At 36.0% G+C, this 26,097-nt stretch carries 21 protein-coding genes and 3 tRNA genes; 7 read left to right on the top strand and 17 right to left on the bottom strand.

What is annotated here, in order from left to right:
* Window positions 1-91: 91 nt before the first annotated feature.
* From ICJ85_RS08830 to porU, 5 genes are all read right to left on the bottom strand, one after another.
* Complete coding sequence (locus ICJ85_RS08830) at window positions 92-1,726, bottom strand: pyruvate dehydrogenase complex dihydrolipoamide acetyltransferase (RefSeq protein ID WP_188223435.1); 1,635 nt, start codon at window positions 1,724-1,726, stop codon at window positions 92-94.
* Window positions 1,727-1,729: 3 nt separating this feature from the next.
* Window positions 1,730-2,728: a pyruvate dehydrogenase (acetyl-transferring) E1 component subunit alpha gene (gene pdhA, locus ICJ85_RS08825; RefSeq protein WP_188223434.1), complete on the bottom strand. Its 999-nt coding sequence runs from the start codon at window positions 2,726-2,728 to the stop codon at window positions 1,730-1,732.
* 211 nt (window positions 2,729-2,939) lie between these two features.
* Complete coding sequence (gene cdd / locus ICJ85_RS08820; protein WP_188223433.1) at window positions 2,940-3,422, bottom strand: cytidine deaminase; 483 nt, start codon at window positions 3,420-3,422, stop codon at window positions 2,940-2,942.
* Window positions 3,423-3,549: 127 nt separating this feature from the next.
* Window positions 3,550-4,794 (bottom strand): type IX secretion system outer membrane channel protein PorV, encoded by a 1,245-nt coding sequence (gene porV, locus ICJ85_RS08815; protein WP_188223432.1) that lies wholly within the window; start codon window positions 4,792-4,794, stop codon window positions 3,550-3,552.
* 35 nt (window positions 4,795-4,829) lie between these two features.
* Window positions 4,830-8,714, bottom strand: coding sequence for a type IX secretion system sortase PorU (gene porU / locus ICJ85_RS08810; protein ID WP_188223431.1), 3,885 nt, complete (start codon window positions 8,712-8,714; stop codon window positions 4,830-4,832).
* A gap of 265 nt (window positions 8,715-8,979) precedes the next feature.
* On the opposite strand from porU, the gene gldJ reads away from it, so the two are divergent.
* Window positions 8,980-10,671: a gliding motility lipoprotein GldJ gene (gene gldJ, locus ICJ85_RS08805; protein ID WP_188223430.1), complete on the top strand. Its 1,692-nt coding sequence runs from the start codon at window positions 8,980-8,982 to the stop codon at window positions 10,669-10,671.
* A gap of 93 nt (window positions 10,672-10,764) precedes the next feature.
* Window positions 10,765-12,054, top strand: coding sequence for a UDP-N-acetylmuramoyl-tripeptide--D-alanyl-D-alanine ligase (locus ICJ85_RS08800; protein WP_188223429.1), 1,290 nt, complete (start codon window positions 10,765-10,767; stop codon window positions 12,052-12,054).
* Between the two features lie 153 nt (window positions 12,055-12,207).
* Here ICJ85_RS08800 and ICJ85_RS08795 read toward each other — a convergent pair whose 3' ends face one another.
* From ICJ85_RS08795 to ICJ85_RS08745, 11 genes are all read right to left on the bottom strand, one after another.
* The gene (locus ICJ85_RS08795; protein WP_188223428.1) at window positions 12,208-12,978 is read right to left on the bottom strand and encodes a LuxR C-terminal-related transcriptional regulator; all 771 of its coding nucleotides are present in this window, start codon (window positions 12,976-12,978) and stop codon (window positions 12,208-12,210) included.
* Between the two features lie 134 nt (window positions 12,979-13,112).
* Window positions 13,113-13,187, bottom strand: a tRNA-Val gene (locus ICJ85_RS08790).
* 94 nt (window positions 13,188-13,281) lie between these two features.
* Window positions 13,282-13,356, bottom strand: a tRNA-Val gene (locus ICJ85_RS08785).
* Window positions 13,357-13,450: 94 nt separating this feature from the next.
* A tRNA-Val gene (locus ICJ85_RS08780) sits at window positions 13,451-13,525 on the bottom strand.
* A gap of 62 nt (window positions 13,526-13,587) precedes the next feature.
* A complete protein-coding gene (locus ICJ85_RS08775) occupies window positions 13,588-14,805 on the bottom strand; it encodes a bifunctional folylpolyglutamate synthase/dihydrofolate synthase (RefSeq protein WP_188223427.1) in 1,218 nt (405 codons plus the stop codon).
* A 4-nt stretch (window positions 14,806-14,809) separates the two neighbouring features.
* On the bottom strand, window positions 14,810-15,658 hold the full coding sequence (locus ICJ85_RS08770) for an energy transducer TonB (protein ID WP_188223426.1): 849 nt from the start codon (window positions 15,656-15,658) through the stop codon (window positions 14,810-14,812).
* Between the two features lie 125 nt (window positions 15,659-15,783).
* Window positions 15,784-16,179 carry an ExbD/TolR family protein gene (locus ICJ85_RS08765; RefSeq protein WP_188223425.1) on the bottom strand — a complete coding sequence of 132 codons (396 nt, stop codon included), beginning with the start codon at window positions 16,177-16,179 and terminating at the stop codon, window positions 15,784-15,786.
* The gene (locus tag ICJ85_RS08760; protein ID WP_188223424.1) at window positions 16,179-16,880 is read right to left on the bottom strand and encodes a MotA/TolQ/ExbB proton channel family protein; all 702 of its coding nucleotides are present in this window, start codon (window positions 16,878-16,880) and stop codon (window positions 16,179-16,181) included. Before ICJ85_RS08760 ends, ICJ85_RS08765 begins: the two co-directional genes overlap by 1 nt.
* Before the next feature lie 52 nt (window positions 16,881-16,932).
* Entirely contained in the window at window positions 16,933-18,330 is a 1,398-nt protein-coding gene (gene nhaD / locus ICJ85_RS08755; protein WP_188223423.1) for a sodium:proton antiporter NhaD, read from the bottom strand.
* 14 nt (window positions 18,331-18,344) lie between these two features.
* Window positions 18,345-19,571 carry a Glu/Leu/Phe/Val dehydrogenase dimerization domain-containing protein gene (locus ICJ85_RS08750; RefSeq protein ID WP_188223422.1) on the bottom strand — a complete coding sequence of 409 codons (1,227 nt, stop codon included), beginning with the start codon at window positions 19,569-19,571 and terminating at the stop codon, window positions 18,345-18,347.
* A 160-nt stretch (window positions 19,572-19,731) separates the two neighbouring features.
* Window positions 19,732-20,802: an anhydro-N-acetylmuramic acid kinase gene (locus ICJ85_RS08745; RefSeq protein ID WP_188223421.1), complete on the bottom strand. Its 1,071-nt coding sequence runs from the start codon at window positions 20,800-20,802 to the stop codon at window positions 19,732-19,734.
* A gap of 94 nt (window positions 20,803-20,896) precedes the next feature.
* On the opposite strand from ICJ85_RS08745, the gene ICJ85_RS08740 reads away from it, so the two are divergent.
* The 5 genes from ICJ85_RS08740 (at window position 20,897) to ICJ85_RS08720 (ending at window position 25,106) form a co-directional block, all read left to right on the top strand.
* Complete coding sequence (locus tag ICJ85_RS08740) at window positions 20,897-22,039, top strand: acyl-CoA dehydrogenase (protein ID WP_188223420.1); 1,143 nt, start codon at window positions 20,897-20,899, stop codon at window positions 22,037-22,039.
* 145 nt (window positions 22,040-22,184) lie between these two features.
* Window positions 22,185-22,520 (top strand): arsenosugar biosynthesis-associated peroxidase-like protein, encoded by a 336-nt coding sequence (locus ICJ85_RS08735; RefSeq protein ID WP_188223419.1) that lies wholly within the window; start codon window positions 22,185-22,187, stop codon window positions 22,518-22,520.
* Between the two features lie 41 nt (window positions 22,521-22,561).
* Window positions 22,562-23,614 carry an arsenosugar biosynthesis radical SAM (seleno)protein ArsS gene (gene arsS, locus ICJ85_RS08730; protein ID WP_188223418.1) on the top strand — a complete coding sequence of 351 codons (1,053 nt, stop codon included), beginning with the start codon at window positions 22,562-22,564 and terminating at the stop codon, window positions 23,612-23,614.
* Window positions 23,615-23,625: 11 nt separating this feature from the next.
* Window positions 23,626-24,297: a TIGR04282 family arsenosugar biosynthesis glycosyltransferase gene (locus ICJ85_RS08725; RefSeq protein WP_188223417.1), complete on the top strand. Its 672-nt coding sequence runs from the start codon at window positions 23,626-23,628 to the stop codon at window positions 24,295-24,297.
* The gene (locus ICJ85_RS08720) at window positions 24,294-25,106 is read left to right on the top strand and encodes a purine-nucleoside phosphorylase (RefSeq protein ID WP_188223416.1); all 813 of its coding nucleotides are present in this window, start codon (window positions 24,294-24,296) and stop codon (window positions 25,104-25,106) included. Before ICJ85_RS08725 ends, ICJ85_RS08720 begins: the two co-directional genes overlap by 4 nt.
* 69 nt (window positions 25,107-25,175) lie before the next feature.
* Here ICJ85_RS08720 and ICJ85_RS08715 read toward each other — a convergent pair whose 3' ends face one another.
* Window positions 25,176-25,820: a hypothetical protein gene (locus tag ICJ85_RS08715; protein WP_188223415.1), complete on the bottom strand. Its 645-nt coding sequence runs from the start codon at window positions 25,818-25,820 to the stop codon at window positions 25,176-25,178.
* Window positions 25,821-26,097: the final 277 nt, after the last annotated feature.

The raw sequence follows: 26,097 nt of genomic DNA, 5'->3' as shown, positions 1-26,097 counted from the left end.
ACACAAATAAAAAAAGCCTAATTCAATTTGAATTAGGCTTTTTTAAAATATTATATAACTAAATCCCGAATTAAATTATTCAGAATAATGATTACACTAACATTGTTACAGGGTTCTCAATATATCCTTTTAAAGTTTGAAGGAATTGAGCTCCTGTAGCACCATCAATAGTTCTGTGATCGCAGGCTAATGATAATTTCATTGTGTGACCAACAACTATTTGACCATCTTTAACGACTGGTTTTTCAACAATATTACCAACAGAAAGAATTGCTGAGTTAGGTTGATTGATGATTGATGTAAAGGTATCAATACCAAACATTCCTAAGTTAGAAACTGTAAACGTACTACCTTCCATTTCAGCAGGTGTTAATTTTTTATTTCTAGCTTTTCCTGCTAATTCTTTTACTGCAGCACCAATTTGTGGTAAAGTTTGCTCGTTAGCAAATTTTACTACTGGCACAACTAATCCATCTGGCACAGCAACAGCCACACCAATATGAACGTGATTATTTAAACGCATCTTATCTGCAAACCACTGCGAATTCACCTGAGGATGCTGTTTTAATGCTAAAGCACAAGCTTTAACAACCATATCGTTGTATGATATTTTTGTATCCGGAATTGTGTTGAATTGCGCACGGAAAGCCATAGCATTTTCCATATCGAATTCTACACTTAGGTAATAATGCGGTGCTGAGAACTTAGAGTTTGTTAACGCCTTAGCAATCGCTTTACGCATTTGCGAGTTAGGAATATCTTCAAAATCTTCTTGACCTGCTGGTACAAACTTACCAACTGCAGCTGCACCTTGAGCTGGTTCGTAATTCTCTACGTCGTATTTTACAATACGTCCGTTTTCACCAGTACCTTGTATTTTTGTTAGGTTGATACCTTTTTCTTCAGCTATTTTCTTCGCTAATGGAGAAACAAATACACGTCCGTTTTCTGTAACAGGAGTAGCTGCTCTTTTCACTGGTTTGTCAGCAGCTGGAGCTGATGCAGGAGCTGCCTTAGGCGCTTCGACTTTAACTTCAGTTTTTGGAGCTTCTTCTGTCTTTGCAGCAGGAGCATCAACCTTAAAGTTAGCCGCCACGCCAGAAACATCTGTTCCGGCAGGACCTATAATAGCTAATAATGAATCTACTTTTGCAGACTCACCTTCCTGAAGACCTATATGTAATAACGTACCTGACTGAAATGATTCGAACTCCATTGTCGCCTTATCGGTTTCAATTTCAGCAAGAATATCACCTTCTGACACCTCATCACCTACTTTCTTTAACCAAGAGGCTACAGTTCCTTCTTCCATGGTGTCGCTTAAACGCGGCATCGTTACCATGATAACACCTTCTGGTAAGTCTACTGCTTCTGATGCTTCTTCTTTTGCTTCAGCAGGAGCAGCCTCAGCAGCAGCTGGTGCTTCTTCATTTGCTGGAGCCGCCGAGGCAGAACCTCCTCCACTTAACAGCGCAGAGATGTCTTCTCCTTCTTCTCCTATAATTGCTAAAAGCTCATCTACTTTGGTAGTTTCACCTTCTTGAACCCCAATATGAAGTAACGTTCCTTCATTAAAAGATTCAAATTCCATAGTGGCTTTATCTGTTTCTATTTCAGCTAAAATATCACCCTCTTCAACCTTGTCACCAACTTTTTTTAACCAAGTTGCGACCGTTCCTTCTTCCATTGTATCGCTTAAACGCGGCATATTTACTACTATAGCCATATCTTATAATTTATGTTTAATAAATGGATAATCTTCTTGTTCGTAAACCACATCGTAAAGTTGTTGTATTTCTGGCCATGCAGATTCTTCTGCGAATTTCTCACATTCAGAAACACGATCTTTAACGCGCTTATCGATAACCTTTATATCATCTTCGGTAGCATACCCTTCAGCTAAAATAGTTTCCTTTACTTGCGTAATAGGATCTATTTTCTTGTACTCTTCTACTTCATCTTTCGTTCTGTAGTGCTGAGCATCACTCATTGAGTGCCCTCTGTAACGGTAAGTTTTAAGCTCTAAGAACGTTGGTCCACCACCTTTACGTGCACGTTGAATAGCTTCATCAAATGCTTCAGCTACTTTTACAGGATTCATTCCATCAACCGGAGCAGATGGCATTTCATATCCTAAACCTAATTTCCAAACATCGCTATGGTTTGCAGTACGTTCTACTGAAGTACCCATCGCGTATCCGTTGTTTTCACAAACAAATACTACTGGTAAATTCCAAAGCATAGCTAAGTTAAATGTTTCGTGAAGTGACCCTTGACGAGCGGCACCATCACCAAAACAACATAACGTTACAGCATCACTACCGTGGTATTTATCACCAAAAGCAATACCTGCTCCTAAAGGAATTTGCCCACCTACAATACCGTGACCACCATAAAAACGATGCTCTTTAGAAAATATGTGCATAGAACCACCCATACCATGAGATGTTCCTGTTACTTTACCATATAATTCTGCCATAACACGTTTAGGATCTACACCCATACCAATTGGTTGAACGTGATTTCTATAAGCAGTAATCATTTTATCTTTTGTCAAGTCCATGGCGTGTAAAGCTCCTGCTAACACGGCTTCCTGACCATTGTATAAGTGAAGAAATCCTCTTACTTTTTGTTGTATGTAAACTGCAGCAAGTTTATCTTCAAACTTTCTCCAGAACAACATGTCTTCATACCATTTGAGGTAAACCTCTTTTGTGATTTTTTGCATCGACTAATTTCTAGGTTTTACTTAAGCGAATTACAAAAGTAATACATTGAACGCTATTGCAAAAACAGAAACTAATGAAAGTAAAAAAAAATGTCAAAAAAAAAACGCTTCATATTCAACTTTGACATATTTTCAACATTTTACAAAAAACGATACGTTTTTTAAAATTTCAAACGTTTAACCAAACCAATAATTTGCACTTTTAGGAAAATTAAAGTGCCGATTTATCAAAAACAAAGGGCAAGAGATTTTCAAGAGATTTTGACATGGCAACAGAACCAGATTCACCCATAAAATAAATTTCTATCGGTTCCTTTTGCTTTATTTCATATTCGGCAATAGCCTGTCTGCAAGCACCACATGGTGGAATAGGACTGGTTGTTGGCTTTTGTGTAGAAGTCGCTGTAATTACGATTTTTAAAATTCTAGCTTGGGGATACTGTGCACCCGCATAATAAATAGCAGTTCGTTCAGCACATAAACCCGATGGATAGGAAGCATTCTCCTGATTATTCCCTAAAACAACTTCACCATTGTCTAATAAAAGCGCTGTGCCTACATTAAATTTAGAATACGGTGCGTAAGCTTTACTTCTTGCTTCTACAGCTTTCTTCATTAAAGACTTGATATTAACAGGTAATTCATCTATAGAATCGAAAACCTGTAAAACCGTTTCTATTTTTATTTGTTTCATATACCCAATTGATAGATGAGGATCACTTTTACAGTTCCTCGCTTCAATAAAGTTAAGAAACTATTACAAACAAAAAAACTATTGCTGTGAGCAATAGTTTTTTTGTTTGTAATATCTAAGTATTTACTTAATACTCCATATATTCTCCAGAACCAATATTAAAGGTTAAAGAGAAACGCAATGTATTTTCAAGTGGGCTCTGTACTTTTGAAGTAGAGAACAAATAAGATAAATCAATATTTATAATATTCGCTTTAAATCCGGCTCCTAAGGCCATAAATTTTCTAGCTCCTTTTTCCTCGCTTTCATTAAAATAACCAGCTCTAAAAGCGAAAGAATCCTGATACCTGTATTCCGCACCTAATGCCCATGTAAATTCCTTTAACTCTTCGCTAAAACCTCCCGGAGCATCTCCAAAAGACTGGAAGATTCCAGACAAGAAACTAACATCTTGTGATTTCCCTTTGTAAATCACACCATTTGTTTCTGATACCTGATTACCTAAATCATCAACCCCTTCGTCATAAACACCGTTACCATTGTTGTCAACATACTCGTATTCTGTACCTAAAATCGGAGGTGTTGGCACCAATAATTTAGCAAACTCTGCAGTTACGGCAATCGTGTTATACTGGTCGAAAATAAAGTCGAAGCCCCCTCCTAATCTTAAATTAGTCGGCTGGAAGTTTTCGTAACCCCCTTGATCGTATTTAAACTTAGGACCTATGTTTTGGATGGCCCAACCTGCTCTCCATCGTCCATTAAAATCAGAATACACTTCCTCTTCACTTTGGTAATATCCGGAAATATCAACACCAAACGTACCAGCCGGCGTTGTATCGCCATCTACACCATCTAATCTTAAATCGGAACGCAAATAACGCATTGCCACAGACATTGCATACTGATCTGATAAACGTAAAGCATAAGATGCATCGATAGTTAACTCATTTGGACGCTGAATTAACGGTGTAGCGAATTCATCTGCTACAAATTCAATATCACCTAGAGAAAAATATTTAAAACTCACAGCAAATGCACTACGCTCATCTAAACGATTAAAATATGTTACGTTTCCTAAGAAAATATCGTTTACTAGCTTACTTAAATAAGGCGTATAACTAACACCTATTCCTGATTTTGTTTCCGAAAAAACATATTTAGAAGAGTTCCATTGTTGCGAAAAAGCATCAACTGAAGTTGCCACTCCCATATCTCCCATACCTGCCGCTCTTGCATCTGGTGCAATTAAAACAAACGGCATACCGGTTGTTATTACCCTAGAATCATTTGGATTTGGAATTATAGTTGTTTGTGCACTAACGTTTATAATAGCCACCAGTGCTAAAAGAAATAATAATTGGTTTTTCATTGGTTAGATTTTGTTCTACAAATATTTCTTATTATCTAAAGTATAACGAGTTTCTCTATTTTTTCAACTTTTTTATTTAAAATGTCGGATTGCACCGTTAATTTGTAAATATACACTCCTTTTCCTATTCTATCTCCAAAATCGTCTCGACCATCCCAGACAATATCTCTTGAAAGAGTGCTATTTACAATGCCTCCACCTGCTGTTTGACCATTTAATGTTCTTACCAGCTTTCCTGAAACCGTGAATATCTGTATAGAAACGTTTAAAGGGGCCGAACTATTGTGATTGAACCAAAATTCGGTGTAATTTACAAACGGGTTAGGATAGTTTAAAACATTATCTATTACCAGTTCCTGATCTTCATCATAGACCACGAATTGAATTTCGGCAGTTGATGAATTATTGTAAACATCCCAAGCTTTAATAGTTAATGTATGCAAACCAGGCTCTAAATCTCGAAAAGGAAAACTTACTGTACCATTCGTGTATACATCCAACTCTGTTTGATAATAATCATTTAATATGAAAGGGTTAGTTTCATCTCCATCTAAAATCGCAACAATATCATGACCAATTCCACTTGCGGTATTTATCCCATTTGCATCTTCTAGTTTCACTAATAACGTTGGTGATTCATTAGTAATACCTCCAGAGACAAATGATTCATCATTCATATAAAGAGTAATCACAGGCCCGATATTATCCTCTTCGGCATTTTCATTCAGTCCTCCAATTTTTATTGTGCTAACACTTGCCCCTGTTTGATCTTCTAACAAAGCTCCGTTTTCAGAATAAAAACTAACTTTACCAAAACCAACAGGAATACCAATATCCTTTGGAACTATAAAATCAAATTCAAACTGTCCGTTCTCAACTGTGGCTTGCCCTCTAAAGATAGCTTCTCCCAATGTTTTAAAGTTCAACTTTACTAACTCCCCATTTAATCGAGTCCCATCATTTGCCAAAGTTTGCCTATCAATATCTTTATCATAAATCGTGGTAGAAAGCACACCATTATAATTAGAAAGTATATTTCCAGACAAATCGGTAACTTCACCTGCCAGTTTAACATAGCTTAATGCTTTTAATGTATCTGTTGATTGAGCAATTGGGACATCATTAATTTGTGTTAACCTAACATTTGGTTTAGCAAAAGCTAATTTCATTGCTGGATCTCCTATAAAAAATATTAAACGCCTTTGACTCTGACCTGATATGATTGGGTCATTTTTTGTTAGGCGTAAAGCTTCTGCCATGGATGGATATTCAAAATCTCCATAAGCATCATTATCATTAAAAGAAAAAAGATACTCGCCCAAAACATTATTAAATGCGATAGCAAAACTCACAAATATCTGCCTGGTTGTAGTTATTAAACCAATAGCACCTGCCTCTTTGTTCCAGTAGGTAAACTCTCCTGCTGTTTGTCTATACGGATTATCAAACTTTGTAAACTCGCAAGTAACCGTTACAAAACAATTCAGTTTATTATAGTTTCTGAAAGATTCAATATTTGGTTTCGTTAAAATACGTTCCTGAGCTAAGCCATCTTCTCCTCCATGCCCAAAATAATTAACCACCAATGCTCCGTTATCAATGGCATTTAAAAATTCTGTTGACGCTTCCGGATAACGCTCTCCTCCAGCAGAAGTTTCCTGTTTAAAGGCATCACTATGAATCTTTACAACATTCATAAACGGCTTGGCCTCTGTTACCATATTCCCAAGATTATCGGTAGTAGATTGCAAAATACCTTCCCAATCCTGATCCACATCATCTGAAACCACAACAAAATTATTTCGCCAACTTCCATAAGCCTCCTTAGCATAATACGATTCAATTTTATCAACAAGCTCTTTAGCCTGTTGCGGGTTATCGGCTATAATTCTTCCCACAGCAATATCCAGTTTATCACTGGTTAGCATGGTTCCTTCATTATCATCCATCATACCGTAAAAATCGTCTGAGATGTATGAGTTGGTTAAATTAAAACTATTATAGGAATGCCATGATGGTACTATATTCGTATTGTTGGCCATTCTGTCTTTATAATCAAAAGATCCATCTCCAAACAAACAAAGATATTTTAAACGTTTATCAGGCGCACTGGCATTATCATAAACATATTTAACTAAGTTTCTTATGGCTCCAATATCCTGATTTCCGGTACTGAATTCATTATAAATTTCATCTAAACCAAATACTTTCACGTTAAGCCCATACTGATTTGCATTAATCTGAGCTAAACGATTGGCCTGACTCAACATATTATCTGGCGAAACAATAATATAATCGACATCCTGAAACTCTCCCAAACTATTTTGAAAAACCGTTCCCTTTATATTTTGATTACTAATAGTAGTATTAGAATCATATTTGGGTTCGTAAAAATCATTGTTAGTAACAGCAACGTAATTCCTTAACTCTCCCATTGCAGCGGTAAAACTAAGGGTTGCAGCCTGTTCACTATTAACATAATTCGACACATTATAGATATCGGTCACATCCCAAATTTCAGAAATACCGGAAGCTTCCGTAATCTGATATTCACCTATACCGGAAGCGGAGATTACCTTATCATTTTTAAATTCGAACTGTGTATTATGAAATTTAAGCGATCTTGTCGCTTCTACCGAGATATAATCAAGATAACCTACAGCACTGGGGTTTCCTTGATTATTGTAATTCAACCCTACATTAATCGTTGATGAATTTACCGTAATACTATTAAAGTATGAAGCTCCACTGGCAAGCGTTGGTGAATTGGCTCCACTCAAATTCATAGTCGTTAATGAGTTCCCATTTACGTTCACATTCATAGAGGTTGATGTTGATGCTGTAGCAGCCACATAAACCCTTAAAGTTACAGGTTCAGAAGTGACCAAATCAGGAAAATCAAAAGAAAAAGTTTTATTGTTATCTACATCAAACCGATCGCCAAACCAACGACGACCTAAAAACGCTATGTTATGTTCATCCTTTTCATAAAACTTGTAGTCCTGAAATGTATTAATTACCATACCAACAGTCCCGGTTGGCTGAACGAAAGGTTGAATACGCTTTCCTGAACCAGCACTAACATTTATATAATAGTATGTTTTGTCTGTGTAGCAATTGATATTCGTATTGCTTTCAGAATTATACATTCGCGGACCTTGAGCATAAAACAGTATATAATCGTTATTATCGAAAATACCATCTTCTTCTCCAACAAATTTAATCGCATTTTGCTGCACATCGTACGGATAAGCTTCTGCATTGGAATACGGTATCATTCTTCCTCCATTACCATATAGTTTGATGGTTCTTGGGTCTACGCTATTAACATTTACCCCTAAACGCTGTAAAAAACTTTTAGACAATTTAAACACACCTGTTGTATCGACATAAAACTTATACCACTCCCCGCTACTAAGCACCGAATTAGCTATAGACTTAGATGCATAAGTTTTATTTAATAAATTGGTTTTCGAAGTATTTCCTCCTTGTGAATAATTTATTTGAAACGACATTACTTTTTTAAACGTGCCGTTAGCATCTTTAATAATAGGTGTTATTTGAAACAACACATATCGTTTATCTCTGGCTATCGCATTTTTTAAACTATATTTTAAATTTGACGTAATAGTGGAAACATCCAAATCTTTTAACTCCTGTTTAGATATTGAAGCGTAAACCACATTACTAACCGCCAAAGAACTTTCATCTACTGTGCTGGAGGTTGACCATTGAGAAACAAATCGAAGACCTTCTGTAAAATCATAACTAAAATTCTCATCATTAAACCCCGGCAATTCCAGCGTATACGTATCACTGGAAATCGTTTTAGAAGATTTCCAAGTCAGATTAAACGTTTTCTGCTGCCCAAAAGCAAAAGCAGAAATTAAAAATAAGATGAATAAAATTTTCTCTTTCATTGCTAAAATTAACGTGAATAACACCTATATAGTATGACTATAAGCTACTATTTTAAAAACAGATTCAAAAATACAATAATAATTTAGCAATATACACGTTAATAAAACACAAAATAAGATCGAAAAACCTCAAAAACATCGATGTAAGAACCAAAAAATAGGTTGAAATGCACATTTTTTTGGGTAAAATGTAAAAATACGCTTGCATTGTTAGGTTTAATTCTTATATTGCATCACCAAAAATATTATTAGCTTACTTAAATGTATGAATATGAAAAAAGTAGTAGCATTCAAGGTTTTACTAGTTTTAGCCCTAACCGCGACCATAACTAGTTGTAAAAAATCATCGAGCTCGAAGAACACTTCCAGAGCTACCGGATGGCAAATCAACTCTCGTGAGGGAGGTTTTCAATACAATACAGACTTTAAAGAACAGGAAACAGCTCCTGGTTTAGTTTTTATTGAAGGAGGAACCTTTACCAAAGGACGAGTACAGGACGACGTAATGCACGATTGGAATAATACGCCTAACCAGCAACACGTTCAATCGTTCTACATGGATGAAACTGAAGTTACTAATGCCATGTACATGGAATATTTAGACTGGATTAAACGCGTTTATCCACCTTCTGATGAGAACTTCAGAGCTATATATCACGGTGCTTTACCAGACACATTAGTTTGGAGAAATCGTTTAGGATATAACGAAGTGATGACTGATAACTACTTGCGTCACCCTGCTTACGGTGAATATCCTGTAGTAGGTGTTAGCTGGATTCAAGCCGTTGAGTTTGCTAACTGGCGTACAGATCGTGTTAACGAATATACACTAGAGCGCGAAGGCTACCTTAAACGCGATGCTAAAGTTACAGATGTTGGTGCTGATGCCACTTTTAATACGGATACTTATATTAATGCTCCAACTTTAACCTACGGAGGAAACGAAGAAGTTATAAATCCTGACAGCAGAAACAAAAGATTTGTTAGAACCGATGCCGATGGTAACGAAACTAATATATATGCAACCAGAGAAACAGGACTTATTACACCAAAGTACAGACTTCCAACAGAAACAGAATGGGAATATGCAGCCTTAGGTTTAAGTGAAATTAGAAGTTACAACTTATACCGCGGGCGTAAAAAATACCCATGGGAAGGACAATACACTCGTAATGGAAAACGTAAATACCGTGGAGATCATCTAGCCAACTTCAAGCAAGGTAAAGGTGATTACGGCGGAATTGCAGGTTGGTCTGATGATGGAGCTGACATTACAAATGCTGTTAAATCATACGAGCCTAACGACTACGGTTTATACGATATGGCTGGTAACGTAGCAGAATGGGTTGCCGATGTTTACCGTCCGATTGTTGATGACGAATTCAACGATTTCAACTACTACCGTGGTAACGTTTATACAAAAAATGCATTAAACGATGACGGAACTGTAAAAGTAGTAACTCCAGAAGACATCGTGTACGATACACTTTCTAACGGAAAAATAATAGCAAGAAATCTACCAGGTGAAATTTTACAAGTGCCTGTTGATGAAAACGAAACTTATTTACGTACTAACTTCGACAAGAGTAATCAAGTTAACTATAGAGACGGAGATAAAAGATCTTCTCGTTATTTCGAAAGCTTTAACGACGATGAAGAAGGTACTAATGCTGATGCGCTTACCAGAAAAATGTACAACTCACCTAAAAATGTTGTAACAAGAGACTCTTTAGGAAATCTTATTAGACAATATGACAAATCTAACAACAGAACGTCTTTAATCAACGATGAAGCCAGAGTTTACAAAGGAGGTTCTTGGAAAGACAGAGAGTACTGGTTAGACCCTGCGCAACGTCGCTACTACCCTCAAGATATGGCAACAGATTACATCGGGTTTAGATGTGCTATGTCGAGAGTAGGTTCTAAATCTCAACAAAAATTCAAAACAAAAAACTAGTTCTACAACTTGTTAATAATATTAAAAGTCCTAACCTATCGTTAGGACTTTTTTTTTATACTTTTATTTTCCAATTTAAAACATCTTCATCTTTTGAAAATAGCCCAATTACACAGTCTATTCTTAGAATGTCGCGCCATTAGTACCGATACTCGTAAAATTGAATTCAACGATATGTTTTTCGCCTTAAAAGGTGAGAATTTTAACGGCAACAAATACGCCGAACAGGCAATACAACGCGGCGCGAAATATTGTGTTATTGACGAAGAAGAATTCAACACTTCGTCTCAAACCATTCTTGTTACTAATGTTTTAGAAACCCTACAAGAACTGGCAACTTATCATAGAAACTATTTAAAACTTCCTATTATAGCTCTGACCGGAAGTAACGGTAAAACCACCACGAAAGAATTAATCAATGCTACGCTTTCTAAAAAATATAAAACTACAGCTACCATTGGTAATTTAAACAATCACATTGGTGTACCGCTAACATTATTATCCATGACTAAAAATACAGAAATTGGTATTGTAGAAATGGGAGCGAATCACTTAAAAGAAATTGAAGTCCTTTGTAAAATTGCTCAACCCGACTTTGGTTATATAACAAACTTCGGAAAGGCACATTTAGAAGGTTTTGGCAGTGTTGAAGGCGTAATCAAAGGAAAAAGTGAAATGCACGACTATTTAATTGCTAACAACAAAACCATTTTTGTAAACGGTTCTGATGCTATTCAATTAGAGAAAACTGCAAATACCAACAGAATTGTATTCGGTGAAACTGAAGGTTTCGATATCACTATTCAGTTTATTGAAGCGCAACCCAATGTTAAATTAAACTATAACCAACTCACGATTCAAAGTCAGCTAATCGGCGCCTATAATTTCAACAATATTGCAGCAGCAATCACTATAGCAAATCACTTTAAGATTGATGATAACGATATTAAAACCTCTATTGAAAACTATTCTCCTACCAATAATCGTTCACAAGTTATTAACAAAGAAACTTGCAAAATCATTTTAGATGCTTACAATGCCAATCCGACCAGTATGCAGGCCGCACTTTCTAATTTTGATAAGTTAAATGACAGCAATAAGATAGCAATTATTGGTGATATGTTTGAGCTAGGAAAAGACGCAAAAGAAGAACATGAAAACATAGTGAAGTTATCAACATCTCTTAATATTAATAAATTAATTGTTATTGGTGAAAATTTCTTCAATACTCAAACAACTGTTGATAACCTGTTAAAATTCCGCTCCTTTAATGATTTTAAAGCCAACTTCAACATTAAAGATTTAAACCATGCCACACTATTAATAAAAGGCTCCAGAGGTATGGCTATGGAAAGAATTTTGGATTTACTGAAATTAAAATAAAAGTGCCTGAAATAAATGAATATTAACAGGCACATATTTACTTAACTCTCCCTAAGAATTAATTAATAGCTTAACAAAGATTGTATTTTATCGACTGCTTAACAATACTCAATTTGAGTATTTTTAATATAATTTTTTAAGTATCACAGTAGTTTAGATAATACTATTATTCATTTTTATAATACCAATCAATTCTCCGGTAGACGAAATATTGAACTTTTTTAAGATGTTGCGACGGTGTGTATCCACCGTATTTGGACTAATATTCAACTTTTCAGCAATATCTTTACTGGAATAATTAAGAACCAATAGACGAATAATGTCCCGCTCACGATTACTTACTGCGTCAGTCAACAATTTCTGAGAAAAATTATTAAAATAAACCGTTTCATACTCATTTTTATCATTCAGCAACTTTGCCGTTGCACATATACTCATCTTAATCTCAGGCGCCATAACGGTATAATGAGCCAAACCAATTATAGGCTTGTTAGCAATATCAAACTCAATAGGTGTTGTATTTTGTACAATATTCACGTAAACGCCATCGGCATTCATTAAGCGATAATTCCAGGTATAACTCATCTTACTCCTATCCTTTAAATCAATTTCAGATAAAGTAAACTTCATCAATTCATTTAAAGCCTGCAACCATTGTTCTACATCATCAGGATGCATTCTCCCCCAAAAATAACGCATGCCCTGCGTTTCGAACAAGGACTTTTCCAATCCCAAACAAGCGGTCATATTCTTACTTATATACTCAAACTTGAGATCGCGAGTATTAGTAATACAAAAAAAAGTAGAACTATAAGGTAAATACGTATCTAACTCGACAATCTTCTTAACATGTTCTTCTAAAGACGGGTGGTCATAGGTTTTAAACACTTCCTTATAAAGACCTTTAATTTCATTTAAATTCATAATAGCAACTTATGTAATCCTAAATGTATTAAAAAATGCCTAATTGTAAGATAAATGCCTATTTGAAAGAAGAAATAATAGCAAATAAAAAATCCTAAAGCACAATACTTTAGGATTTTATTAATATGTGTATGTGGGCGCGAAGGGATTCGAACCCCTGACCCCTTGGGTGTAAACCAAGTGCTCTGAACCAACTGAGCTACGCGCCCGAATATTTCGGGTTTGAGTAAATTTCTAATTGAAATTAGCCTCACAATATGTCATTAAAAAACCCGATTTCTATATCAGGTTTTTAAACTTATGTGGGCGCGAAGGGATTCGAACCCCTGACCCCTTGGGTGTAAACCAAGTGCTCTGAACCAACTGAGCTACGCGCCCGAATATTTCGGGTTTGAGTAAATTTCTAATTGAAATTAGCCTCACAATATGTCATTAAAAAACCCGATTTCTATATCAGGTTTTTAAACTTATGTGGGCGCGAAGGGATTCGAACCCCTGACCCCTTGGGTGTAAACCAAGTGCTCTGAACCAACTGAGCTACGCGCCCTTCAATTAGGTGTGCAAATATAAGCTAGTTTTTGGTTCTACAAAAACATTTTTTGTAAAAATTTAAATTATTTCAGCGACGACAAAAGTACTGCCACCTATGAAAATAAAATCATCTTCTTTGGCGTTTGTTAATGCCGAACGATATGCTTCATTAACAGAAGCATAGGCTTCACCGTTCAGTCCATATTCTTCAAAACTCTGTTTTAAAGTTTCTGCTTCTAAACCTCGTGGAATGTCAGGTTTACAAAAATAATACACGGCTTTCTTAGGCAACAAGTCTACAATGGAACTGATATCTTTATCATTTACCACCCCAAAAACCACATGTAAGACCTTATATTTTTCTTTTAAAAGTTGTTGCATCACATAAGTTAACCCGTCTCGATTATGCCCCGTATCGCAAACCACCTTAGGTTTTGTTTGCAACGTTTGCCAGCGCCCTAATAATCCTGTGTTCTTTACCACATTCTTAAAGCCTTTTTTAATATGTTCTTCTGAAATGCTAAAGCCTTTTAACTGTAATTGCTTTATAGCCTGCTGAACAGTTATAATATTCTTAGCTTGATAAGGCCCGATTAAATCGCTATCGTAAGCTTTAAATGGTTGTTGATCAGCGAATATAATGTTCGCCCCATTTTCTTCAGCCAATTTTACAAAAACAGCCGTGGTTTCCTTTTGAGTTTCTCCTATTACTACAGGAACCTGCACCTTTATAATCCCTCCTTTTTCCGCAGCAATTGCATCAAGTGTATTTCCTAAAAATTGCGTATGATCTAACCCTATATTCGTAATCACCGACACTTCTGGCATAATCACATTGGTAGAGTCTAATCGGCCGCCCATACCTACTTCAACAACTGCAATATCAACCTGCTCTTTTGAGAAATAATCGAAAGCCATACCAACGGTCATCTCAAAAAAAGACAATTGGTTACTTTCTAAAAACACTTTATTATCAGCTATAAAATCAACAACAAAGGTTTCATTCACCATATTACCATTAATCTTTATGCGCTCTCTGAAATCCTTTAAATGCGGTGATGTATACAATCCCACTTTATAACCGGCTTCCTGTAAAATAGAAGCTAACATATGACTTGAAGACCCTTTTCCATTGGTTCCAGCCACATGAATAGATTTAAAATTTCGTTCGGGATGATTGAGGTATTCAACCAGTTTAATGGTATTCGATAAGTCCTTTTTAAAAGCCGTTTGGCCCTGGCGTTGATACATTGGTAGTTGGGTAAACATCCAATTGATTGTATCTTGATATGTCATGCTATTACTGCCCTAATTTGAAGTTCACTTTTACAAACCCTATTTGTTTTACTGGCGCATTTGGGTCTGCCTGCCATTTATGAGATAACGCAATTTTTTTTGCTGGCTCCAATAAACAAGCTGCGGTATTGGTTGTTCCTCTTACACCCGGTTCCGCTTCAATAACGTTACCATTTCGGTTTACTATTATCTTAACAATAACCAATCCGGATTCGTTACAATCTTGTTTTAAAGTTTGATATGAAGCTTTACCTCGTCCGTTGAGACCATAACCTACACCTCCGCTTCCTGAACCACCAGATCCAAAATAGCTTGGTGCATAAGGATCGCCATCTAACTGGCCTTTATCGCCCGCTTTATTATCGTCTCCTTCACCACCCGTTGCTGAACCTTCAGATTTACTAACACCACCAATTAACGCATCGAGCTTCTTCTTTTTTTCTTCTTGCTCACGTTTTTCTTTAGCAATACGTTCCGCCTCGGCTTTCGCTTTTGCATCGGCTTCGGCTTTCGCCTTAGCTTCTGCTTCCTTTTGCTTTTTGATAGCAATTTCTTCTGCGTTATCAGCTGTTAAAACTTCCTCCTTTGCTACAGCGGACTTAGTCGGTTCGGTTTGAGTAACTTCTGGTTCGGTTGGACGATTGATTTTGTTAGGTTCAGATTTTATAGGTTTTAATGGCTGAACATTTCCTGAACCAAAATCGGTAGTTCCAAAATTAACTGCTACACCATATTCCACTGGCGGATCCATATAAGGCGCACCAACAACAAACAACAATAACAACAAAATAACAGTAATTAAGGCTGTTAACTTTGCTGAGTCTTTTTCGTGCTTGGTTTCGAAATATTTCATCAGTTAATTTTAATATTATTTTTGATCTATTAAAAGAAGAAATGTCTAGGATTTGAAGTCTACAAACCGTAGACATTTCTCTTTATTTCACCTCGACGGATAAGAATCGTCGATTTCTAGAAACCTTAGTTATTCGGCCTTACTGCCAGAATAACCTTAAACTTGTTTCTATTAGCTATATCCATAACCTTAACTACATTTTCCACCGGAACCGATTTCTCTGCTCTTAAAACAATGGTTGGCTTTTCTTCTGAAGACAATAAGGCTAACAATTCGTTTTCCAGTACGCTTTCACCAACACGTTTTTGGTCGATATAATAGGTTAAATCTTTCTTGATGCTAACAGCAATTGATTTTTTATTCTCCGTTTTACCACTGGCTTTCGGCAATAAAATATCAATCGCATTAGTCGTTACTAAAGTAGAGGCCAACATGAAAAATATCAACAACAGGAATACAATATCTGTCATAGATGCCATGCTGAACTCTGGCGTAACTTTATTTCTTCCTTTTAAATTCATTAAATAGGCTCATTTAAATGATCTAAAAATTCTACCGAGTGGGCTTCCATTTGGTACACCACTTTGTCGGTTTTAACTACCAGGTGATTGTATGCCATATATGCTACAATACCTACAATTAAACCTGCTACCGTGGTAGTCATCGCAGTATATAAACCATCAGCTAATAGTTTAATATCGATTTGACCTCCTGAATTAGCAATTTCGAAAATAGATAAGATCATACCAATAACCGTACCTAAGAAACCAATCATTGGTGCTGCTCCTGAAATAGTTGCAAGCACACTTACGTTTTTCTCTAAACTGTAAACCTCTAATCGACCTGCATTTTCAATAGCAGTATTGATGTCGGCTAATGGTTTTCCTATTCTAGAAATCCCCTTGTTAATTAATCTTGATACCGGCGAGTTGGCCTGAGCACATAACAATTGTGCTGAATCGATTTTACCATGCGTAACGTGGTCTTTAATCTGATTCATAAAATTCGCATCTATTTTAGCTGCTGCTTTAATAGCAAACAAGCGTTCAAAATAAATGTAAATCGCTGCAACAAGCAACACAAATAAAAGTAGGATAATTACTTGACCAGCAACACCACCACTACTGATGAGCTCAATAATGGAAAGTGTTTTTTCAACAGACTCCTCATCGGTTAATAACTCGGCGCCTTCTTGAGTGTTTTGTAATAAAGTGTTAAGCATATAATTAAGTTTTTGGGCAATTGTATAACGTAGGTTTTCTTATAAAAGTATGTTAGAACATTGTTCTGGTTACCATAAATGCAGCTGCACCTACTAAAAACCCAACTAAAGCTAACCACGAAATCTTTTTAAAGTACCAGAAAAAGTCTATTTTTTCCATTCCCATTGCAACTACTCCGGCAGCCGATCCGATGATTAACATACTTCCTCCTGTACCAGCTGCATACGCAATAAAGTGCCAAAGTTCGTTATCTAATGGCTCATGGAACATTCCTAAGGATGCTGCCACTAAAGGTACATTATCAATAACAGCAGAACCTACTCCTAATAATAAGACCACTAAATCTGAAACCCCTTCACCTACGTGAATTTCTGTTCCTAACATAGGCATTGTTTCCTGTAAAGATTCAGCAAAACCGAATAAAATACCTAAAGACTCTAATGCTGCTACTGCCATTAAAATTCCTAAGAAGAATAAAATACTTGGCAATTCAATTTTAGATAACGAGTGATGTACCGGACTATGGTGCGCGTGCGCATCACTTTCTTCTGCACCAAACTCAGTCATACTGAATTTTGAACTGCTATAAATTTCAGCAAAAACAGCTACAACACCCAAAGATAACATCATACCTACATATGGAGGTAAGTGCGTTACCATTTTAAATACAGGAACAAAAACAATTGCTCCTAGACCTAAATACAACATTGTTGCACTGTATTTAGATTTTGGTTTGTCGTCATCACTTTCATCTATTTCTAAATCACCTTTAAATACTGGTAAGAAAGATGCGATAAAAGATGGCACCGCCATACATAATAATGAAGGGATAAAAAGGTAAACAAATAAATGATCTGATGATACTTTCTTACCAATCCATAACATAGTCGTGGTTACATCACCAATTGGAGACCAGGCTCCACCCGCATTAGCTGCGATAATGATTAAACCAGCGTACCAAATACGCACATCTCTTTCCTTAACAATTTTCTGAAGAATTGAAATTAGTACAATAGTTGCTGTTAAGTTATCTATGATAGCTGATAAAACAAAGGCTAAGATTGAGAAAATCCATAAGATTTTGCTTTTTTTCTTTGTCTTTACAAAGCTTTTAATTGTTGCGAAACCATCGAAATAATCAATAATTTCCACAATCGTCATAGCTCCCAAAAGGAAGACTAATATTTCTGCTGTTTTACCTAAGTGGTGCAACAAAGTTTCTTCCATTAGATGAAGCTTCTCTTCATGGCCGAAATTACCAAAACCATCTAACAAAGCATGTTGAGCAGAATCGAACCAATTTGGAAAGCTATCTAAACCTAAAGAAATCAAAGCCCAACAAATAGCCATCATCACTAAGGCTGGGATAAGTTTATCTATTTTTAAGTTATGTTCAAGAGTAATGGCCAAATAGCCTAATACAAATACTAAAATAATCGCTGTTTCCATAAAAAATTTAAAAATTATACAAGTTGGCTGAGTGCAATCTCATATGCCGTGGCACTCACACCGGTTTTATGCTGGTTTTTGTTATATACGTTTTCTATTGCTTCTTTTATTTTGTTTGATGTATCGTTAAAAATCGCATCATCGGTCATTTGTACACGGCGTTCCATAAAATAGGCAAACACACGTGCCATACCGCAATTTGAAATAAAATCTGGAATTAAACTCACCTGATTATCGGTATGCTCCATAATTGGTCCAAAGAAAATTTCTTTGTCGGCAAACGGCACATTAGCTCCACACGACACCACTTCAAGACCACTATCTATTAATTGATTAATCTGACCTTCTGTTATTAATCGAGATGCAGCACATGGTGCAAAAATTTCGGCTTGAATACTCCAAATTTTATCGTTGATTTCATCAAAAGGAATTAAATTATCGCTTTCTAAAGTATTACCTTGTTTTGCAAGAAATAATGCTTTAATCTCCTCAAACGTAAATCCTTCCTCATTAATTAAACCGCCCGCAATATCGATAATTCCAACCACTTTTGCACCCATTTGAGCCAAATAATATGCAGCGGCAGCTCCTACATTACCAAATCCCTGAATTACAGCGCGTTTACCTATAACCTCGCCACCGTAAATATTGTAGTAATGCCTTACAGCTTCAGCCACTCCAAAGCCTGTAATCATGTCTGCTACTGTATATTTTCTTAAAACGTCAGGGGAATACTTTGGGTTTTCAATTACTTTTATAACACCTTGTCTTAACTGCCCAATGCGGTTTATCTTATCGGCTTCTGTAGGTTTAAAATGACCATTAAACACACCTTCCTGTGGATGCCAGACGCCACTTTCTTCTGTAATTGGAATCACTTCGTGAATTTCATCTACATTCAAATCACCTCCGGTACCGTAGTAACTTTTAAGTAACGGTGATACCGCTTTGTACCAGCGTTCTAAAACCCCTTTTTTTCTTGGGTCTTTAGGATCGAAATTAATTCCTGATTTCGCGCCGCCAATTGCTGGCCCTGACACTGTAAACTTAATTTCCATAGTTTTTGCTAAAGATAGTACCTCGTTTACATCAAGTCCTAATCGCATTCTGGTTCCTCCACCTGCCGCTCCACCTCGCAGTGAGTTAATCACCACCCAGCCTTCAGCTTCGGTTTCAGCATCTTTCCAGTTAAATATAATTTCGGGAGTTTTATTTTCGTATTTTTTTAATAATTCTTTCATTGTTGATATTTAAAAATTGATTCGTTTTAGCTCAGTTTTGATTGATGTATTCCGTGGATAATAAATTAAAGCGTAGCTATAATTGAGTCATTTTTAAACAGTTTAAAATTATTAATCCACAAATATAAAAAACTAAAAATCCTAACAGATTAATTTTATATTATTTTTGCTGAAGGTATATTTTGCCGGAAGAATGGTCGTTTATAGCACCGGTTACACTACTTAAACAGTTATTTTCGTCACGAAGTTTTAACACGCCCAAGAACCCAAAAATTAAAGCTTCTTTAAATTCTACAATCGTATTTTCAGGAATTATTATGGTGTTTTTTGTATAATGCTTTAGTCTTTCTATTAAGTAAACATTGTAAACGCCGCCACCAGTAATATACACCGAAGCGGCTTCCTTTTTATTGATTTCAGTAGCCAATTGAGCGGCTATATGTTCGACAAATGTTTTAAGAATATCTTGTGTTACTAGCTTAAAATGATCTATTAGTGGAAAGACATTTGTTTTTACCCATTCCAGACCTAAAGATTTTGGATAGGATTCTTTGTAAAAACCTAAATCGTTCAATTGGCTTAATAATTCCTTATGAACAATTCCAGAAGCAGCAATTTTTCCTGAATCATCATACGCTAATCCTAAGTGCTTCACATAATGATTCAATACAATGTTAACCGGACAAATATCGTAAGCAATGCGCTGTTCTTCTATATCGGTTGAGATATTGGCGAAACCTCCTAAATTCAAGCAAAAGTCGTAACCTCCAAACAGCAACTTATCCCCTATTGGCACTAACGGTGCACCTTGACCTCCATATTCCACATCCTGAATCCTAAAATCGCAAACCACATTTTGGTCACAAAGTTTTGCTAGTTCTGGTAGATTGCCGATTTGATACGTTAGTTTATTTTCAGGTTGATGCAAAGCTGTATGACCATGAGAGCACACAGCATCGATGTTCTTTAAATCATGTTTTAAAATGAAATTTCGAATCACTTCAGCTAAATATTTCGTATACTCAACATCTATAACCTTCAATTCCTTTAAAGAATTCGACACCAATCCCCTCAAGTGTTCTTCCCAATGTTTCGGGTAAGCTACTGTTTCCGCTTTAACAATGTCAAATTCCCATTGCTTACCTTTCTCAAAAGTCACATAAACCAAATCGATACCATCTAACGAAGTCCCCGACATGACTCCTACTACGTTGTATTTATTTTTTGCCATACTCAACAAAAATAAGAATGGTTTTTAATAAATTATCATTAAAAAGCTATATTTGTGTATATTTTTTACCAAATAAACAAAATAACTAAGAATTATGAATTTTAATCTTTCCGAAGAACATAAAATGATTCGCGATGCCGCTCGCGATTTTGCTCAGAATGAATTGCTTCCCGGCGTTATTGAACGTGATGAAAATCAACACTTTCCGAATGATCTCGTCAAAAAAATGGGTGATCTAGGCTTTCTGGGGATTATGGTAGATCCTAAATACGGTGGCAGTGGTATGGACACCATATCGTATGTTCTTATCATGGAAGAGCTTTCAAAAATTGACGCTTCAGCCTCAGTGATTGTTTCAGTTAATAATTCATTAGTTTGCTATGGTCTGGAAGCCTACGGAACCGAAGAACAAAAACAAAAATATCTTACCAAACTGGCTACCGGAGAATTTGTGGGTGCTTTCTGTTTAAGTGAACCTGAAGCCGGCAGCGATGCGACTTCACAAAAAACGACGGCTATTGATAAAGGTGATCATTATATTTTAAACGGAACAAAAAACTGGATTACTAATGGTGGTCGCGCCGATGTGTATCTGGTAATTGCTCAAACCGACAGAGATAAAGGGTCGCACGGCATCAATGCATTTATTATTGAAAAAGGCATGGAAGGTTTCCATATTGGACCTAAGGAAAATAAATTAGGAATCCGCGGAAGCGACACCCACACCCTTCAATTTAACGACGTAAAAGTTCCTATAGAAAATCGCATTGGTGATGACGGTTCCGGTTTCCGTTTTGCAATGAAAACACTTTCAGGCGGACGCATTGGAATTGCTGCTCAGGCTTTGGGTATTGCCTCTGGCGCTTACGAACTGGCATTAAAATATTCCAAAGAACGTAAGGCCTTCGGAACAGAAATATGTAACCATCAGGCCATAGCTTTTAAATTGGCCGATATGTATTCTGATATTGAAGCTGCTCGCTATCTAGTGATGCGCGCTGCCTGGGACAAAGACCAAGGCAAAAATTACGACGTATCCAGTGCCGTGGCAAAATTGCAAGCGTCGAAAGTAGCTATGCAACACTCCACTGAAGCCGTTCAGATTTTTGGCGGTAATGGTTTTGTAAAAGATTACCATGTAGAACGTCTAATGCGGGATGCTAAAATTACTCAGATTTACGAAGGTACTTCCGAGATTCAGAAAATTGTTATCTCCAGAAGTATTACAAAAGATTAAATTCCACTTTTTAATTTCTAGATCAAAAAACTGAAACGTTTTTAAGTCCATTGTTCCTTTGTGAATCATGGGCTTTTTTTGTTAAGAATATTAAAACCTTTCGACTTTAAAACCATAGATTTCTATCTTTAAACAAAAAACATTCATGCAAAAAACATATTACGACCCAGCGGACCTTAAGAAATTTGGAAAAATATCGGAGTGGAATGAAGAACTTGGCACTAAATTTTTTGAATACTACGGAAAAGTTTTTGAGGAAGGCGCCCTAACCGAACGCGAAAAATCGCTAATCGCCTTAGCTGTTTCACACACCATTCAGTGCCCTTATTGTATTGATGCCTACACCGGCGACGGGTTACAACGAGGTATTACTAAAGAAGAAATGATGGAAGCTTTACATGTGGCTGCCGCTATTCGTGGTGGCGCGTCTTTAGTACACGGTGTTCAAATGATGAACAAAGTGAATAAACTAGACATGTAAACCCTTTATATTACTTGGAATCGAAAACTAAAACAGCACCTATGATTAAATCTCTGCTTAAAAGAGAAAGCGAGTTAGCTCATGCTAAAAAGCAATTAGACATTTTATCTAATGGCATTTTTAAACAAGGTGAGTTACCAACCTTTAAAGCTAAAATTTCGGAAACCAATCAGTTCCCTCTTAAAGCTAAAAAGCTTGAAATTTTACAAATAAACGTAGGATACATGTGCAATCAAACGTGTAGCCACTGCCATGTTGATGCCAGCCCGGACCGCAAAGAAATTATGAGTAAGGACACGATGCTACAATGTTTGGAGGTGATTAAAAACACTGGTGCTCATACGCTGGATTTAACTGGTGGCGCTCCGGAAATGAATCCTCATTTTCGATGGTTTGTAGATGAAGCTTCAAAGGCTGGTATAAAAGATTTTATTGTTCGATCGAATCTTACCATCATTACGGCCAACAAAAAATATCACGATTTACCTGAATTCTTTAAAAACCATAATGTTCATGTGGTAAGTTCTATGCCACACTGGACTAAAGGCAAAACCGATAAGCAACGTGGCGATGGCGTTTTTGATGCTTCACTTAAAGCTTTAAAAATGCTGAATGATGTTGGATATGGCATGCCTGATAGCAACTTAAAATTAGATTTAGTTTATAATCCATCAGGTGCTTTTTTACCAGGAAATCAAATGGCAATGGAGAAAGATTTTAAAAAAGCGCTTTTAGATGACTTTGGTATTCATTTTCACAACCTATTTGCCTTAACCAATTTACCGATTAGTCGCTTTTTAGATTATTTAATAGCTTCAGAAAATTATGAAGATTACATGTACGCGCTGGTAGAAGCTTTCAATCCGAATGCAGTAAGTAATGTGATGTGTACCAATACACTTTCTGTAAGTTGGAATGGGTATTTGTACGATTGCGATTTTAATCAAATGCTCGAACTTCCTGTAAATAATGAAGTAAAACATATTTCAGAATATAACGAGAAACTTTTAGAAGGTCGAGATATTGTGGTTTCTCAACATTGTTACGGTTGTACTGCGGGTGCCGGAAGTAGTTGTCAGGGTACAGTTGCTTAATTCATAAAACCATGAGGTTTATCAATAAAAAAAGACAGGACAATGATAACGACATGACATTCGATTTTCATTTTCCAACATCAAAAAAGGCTTTAATCATTTTCACTAGAAATCCGCAATTAGGAAAATGCAAAACGCGACTTGCTAAAACTGTTGGAGATGAAGCTGCTCTTAATATTTACAAACATCTATTAATTCATACCGCATCAATTACTGCAAACCTTGAAGCAGACAAGTTTGTGTTTTATTCTGAAAATATCGTTAAAGACGATTTATGGAACCCTGATGTTTTCAAAAAGAAATTACAACACGGTAAGGATTTAGGAGAACGCATGAAACAGGCTTTTGCTCATCTTTTCAGTTTAGGATATGAAAAAGCAATTATTATTGGTAGTGATTTGTTAGATTTAAAGGAAGATATCATAAACGAAGCGTTTCAAAAATTAAATGAAGGTGATTATGTTATTGGTCCTGCTAAAGACGGTGGTTATTACCTGTTGGGCATGACAAAATTAAATCAAGACGTTTTTAAAAATAAACATTGGGGAACCGAAACCGTTTTAAAAGACACTTTAGAAAATTTACAAAACAACAACGTTTACATGTTAAAAGAGTTAAACGATATTGATACCTTTGAAGATATTCAAGACTATCAAGAATTAAAACCGTATTACACGACATGATTAAGATAATAAACGAAACTACAGATTATTTAAAAGGCAAGGGCTTCGATAATCCTGAAATAGGTATTATTTTGGGCACAGGACTTGGTCAGCTTGTTAACGAAATTGAAATTTTACACGAAGTAAGCTATAACCACATTCCTAACTTCCCGACTGCAACTGTAGAATTTCATAAAGGCAAGTTGATTTATGGTATTTTAGAAGGGAAAAAAATCATGGTTATGCAAGGCCGTTTCCACTTGTATGAAGGTTATAGCTTGCAGGATGTAACGTTTCCTGTTCGTATTATGGAAAAATTAGGTATTAAAACCTTACTTGTGTCTAATGCTGCCGGCGCGATTAACACCAACTTTAAAAAAGGAGAACTTATGCTTCTTGATGATCATATTAACCTTCAAGGAGATTCACCATTAGCATTTATGGGTGTTGAACATTTAGGCGAACGCTTTGTCGATATGAGTGCTCCCTATAATGCAACTATTAATTCTAAATTTAAAACTATAGCTAAGAATTGTGGTATCACATTACACGAAGGAGTTTACGCCAGTGTTTTAGGCCCGCAATTGGAAACCAGAGCCGAATATCGCATGCTAAAAATTATTGGTGCCGATGCTGTAGGCATGAGTACTGTACCTGAAGTTATTGTAGCCAACCACTTAAAACTACAGGTTGCAGCAGTTTCTGTTTTAACCGATGAATGTGATCCAGATAACTTACAGCCTGTGGATATTACCGAGATTATTGAAATGGCTAAAAAAGCCGAACCTAATATGATTACTTTATTCCGTGATCTTATTAAATCTTTGTAAGCTTCTATTAAAGTATTAAATAAAAAAAGGCTTAGTAAAAACTAAGCCTTTTTTATTTTCATGTTTATATTAATAACAGGTACAATCTTCAATCTTGAAAATAACCCCTAGACTATGTTGCCAGTGCTTTGTTAAGTAATCTTCAAAGGAATGCTTATAAGTGGTTTCCCAACTTAAACCAATAGTTTCAGAAAACCAGTATTTTAAACCTACACTTGCATTAATAGTTGCCGCTCCAACCAAATCATCGGTTCCATTCGCTGGTGAAAGCATATTATATTCCCCTTCCTGAATCCAGGTATATCCAAATCCAGCTCCAACGAAAGGTTCTACTTTTTCAGATTCAAACAAGTTGTTAATATTTGTATTAATCATGGCATCAAATCCTAAATAAGTAAGTTTATCCACTTCCGCTTTTGGATCATTAGGAAATTCTCCCCACTTATTTAATTTATTAAAAGAAGCTCTAACACTAACAAAAACATCATCATTTATGTATCTAGCTACTTTAACAGTTGGTAAGCCAATATTCCAATGATCATTCACATTAAAAAACTCATCAAAAAAAGGACCTTGAGGCGCATCCTCTCCTACCGAATATACATTTACGGCATTAATTCCTGCTTCAAAAACCCATGGGCTTCCACCATAACTCTGGGCAAATGCAGACAATCCGAATACCATAGAACATAAACTCAAAAAAAATCTTCTCATACTTTTCAGTTAAATATTAATAAATTTAGGGCTAGCCGAAATTAGCAATTTTTGTAATATTCTAAACGCCTTTGTACAAACTCATATTGCTTTTAACGCGATATATTCGATAAATGGCTCCAATAAGCAATCCCGACCTTGTATTTACGAGATGCTTAAAGAAAAAGATGTCGTTATCAAAAAAATTCAATATCACCTTGACTAAACCACTATGGACTTGAAGTCCATAGGTTTGTTACACGAGGGACTAAAGTCCCTCTTTCTTACTCTAATATGA

The sequence above is a fragment of the Aestuariibaculum marinum genome (assembly GCF_014596975.1).
Classification (GTDB): Bacteria; Bacteroidota; Bacteroidia; order Flavobacteriales; family Flavobacteriaceae; genus Aestuariibaculum; species Aestuariibaculum marinum.
The sequence above is the reverse complement of the archived record's forward strand: the minus strand, read 5'-3'. Positions and strand labels throughout refer to the sequence as shown.

Coding starts and splice junctions, on each gene's coding strand:
- ICJ85_RS08725 (WP_188223417.1), top strand. CDS start 23,626: ATGAGGTTTATCAATAAAAAAAGACAGGACAATGATAACGACATGACA.
- ICJ85_RS08760 (WP_188223424.1), bottom strand. CDS start 16,880: ATGCTTAACACTTTATTACAAAACACTCAAGAAGGCGCCGAGTTATTA.
- gldJ (WP_188223430.1), top strand. CDS start 8,980: ATGAATATGAAAAAAGTAGTAGCATTCAAGGTTTTACTAGTTTTAGCC.
- ICJ85_RS08745 (WP_188223421.1), bottom strand. CDS start 20,802: ATGGCAAAAAATAAATACAACGTAGTAGGAGTCATGTCGGGGACTTCG.
- ICJ85_RS08750 (WP_188223422.1), bottom strand. CDS start 19,571: ATGAAAGAATTATTAAAAAAATACGAAAATAAAACTCCCGAAATTATA.
- ICJ85_RS08765 (WP_188223425.1), bottom strand. CDS start 16,179: ATGAATTTAAAAGGAAGAAATAAAGTTACGCCAGAGTTCAGCATGGCA.
- ICJ85_RS08770 (WP_188223426.1), bottom strand. CDS start 15,658: ATGAAATATTTCGAAACCAAGCACGAAAAAGACTCAGCAAAGTTAACA.
- ICJ85_RS08830 (WP_188223435.1), bottom strand. CDS start 1,726: ATGGCTATAGTAGTAAATATGCCGCGTTTAAGCGATACAATGGAAGAA.
- pdhA (WP_188223434.1), bottom strand. CDS start 2,728: ATGCAAAAAATCACAAAAGAGGTTTACCTCAAATGGTATGAAGACATG.
- porV (WP_188223432.1), bottom strand. CDS start 4,794: ATGAAAAACCAATTATTATTTCTTTTAGCACTGGTGGCTATTATAAAC.
- porU (WP_188223431.1), bottom strand. CDS start 8,714: ATGAAAGAGAAAATTTTATTCATCTTATTTTTAATTTCTGCTTTTGCT.
- ICJ85_RS08720 (WP_188223416.1), top strand. CDS start 24,294: ATGATTAAGATAATAAACGAAACTACAGATTATTTAAAAGGCAAGGGC.
- ICJ85_RS08715 (WP_188223415.1), bottom strand. CDS start 25,820: ATGAGAAGATTTTTTTTGAGTTTATGTTCTATGGTATTCGGATTGTCT.
- ICJ85_RS08735 (WP_188223419.1), top strand. CDS start 22,185: ATGCAAAAAACATATTACGACCCAGCGGACCTTAAGAAATTTGGAAAA.
- nhaD (WP_188223423.1), bottom strand. CDS start 18,330: ATGGAAACAGCGATTATTTTAGTATTTGTATTAGGCTATTTGGCCATT.
- cdd (WP_188223433.1), bottom strand. CDS start 3,422: ATGAAACAAATAAAAATAGAAACGGTTTTACAGGTTTTCGATTCTATA.
- arsS (WP_188223418.1), top strand. CDS start 22,562: ATGATTAAATCTCTGCTTAAAAGAGAAAGCGAGTTAGCTCATGCTAAA.
- ICJ85_RS08795 (WP_188223428.1), bottom strand. CDS start 12,978: ATGAATTTAAATGAAATTAAAGGTCTTTATAAGGAAGTGTTTAAAACC.
- ICJ85_RS08740 (WP_188223420.1), top strand. CDS start 20,897: ATGAATTTTAATCTTTCCGAAGAACATAAAATGATTCGCGATGCCGCT.
- ICJ85_RS08775 (WP_188223427.1), bottom strand. CDS start 14,805: ATGACATATCAAGATACAATCAATTGGATGTTTACCCAACTACCAATG.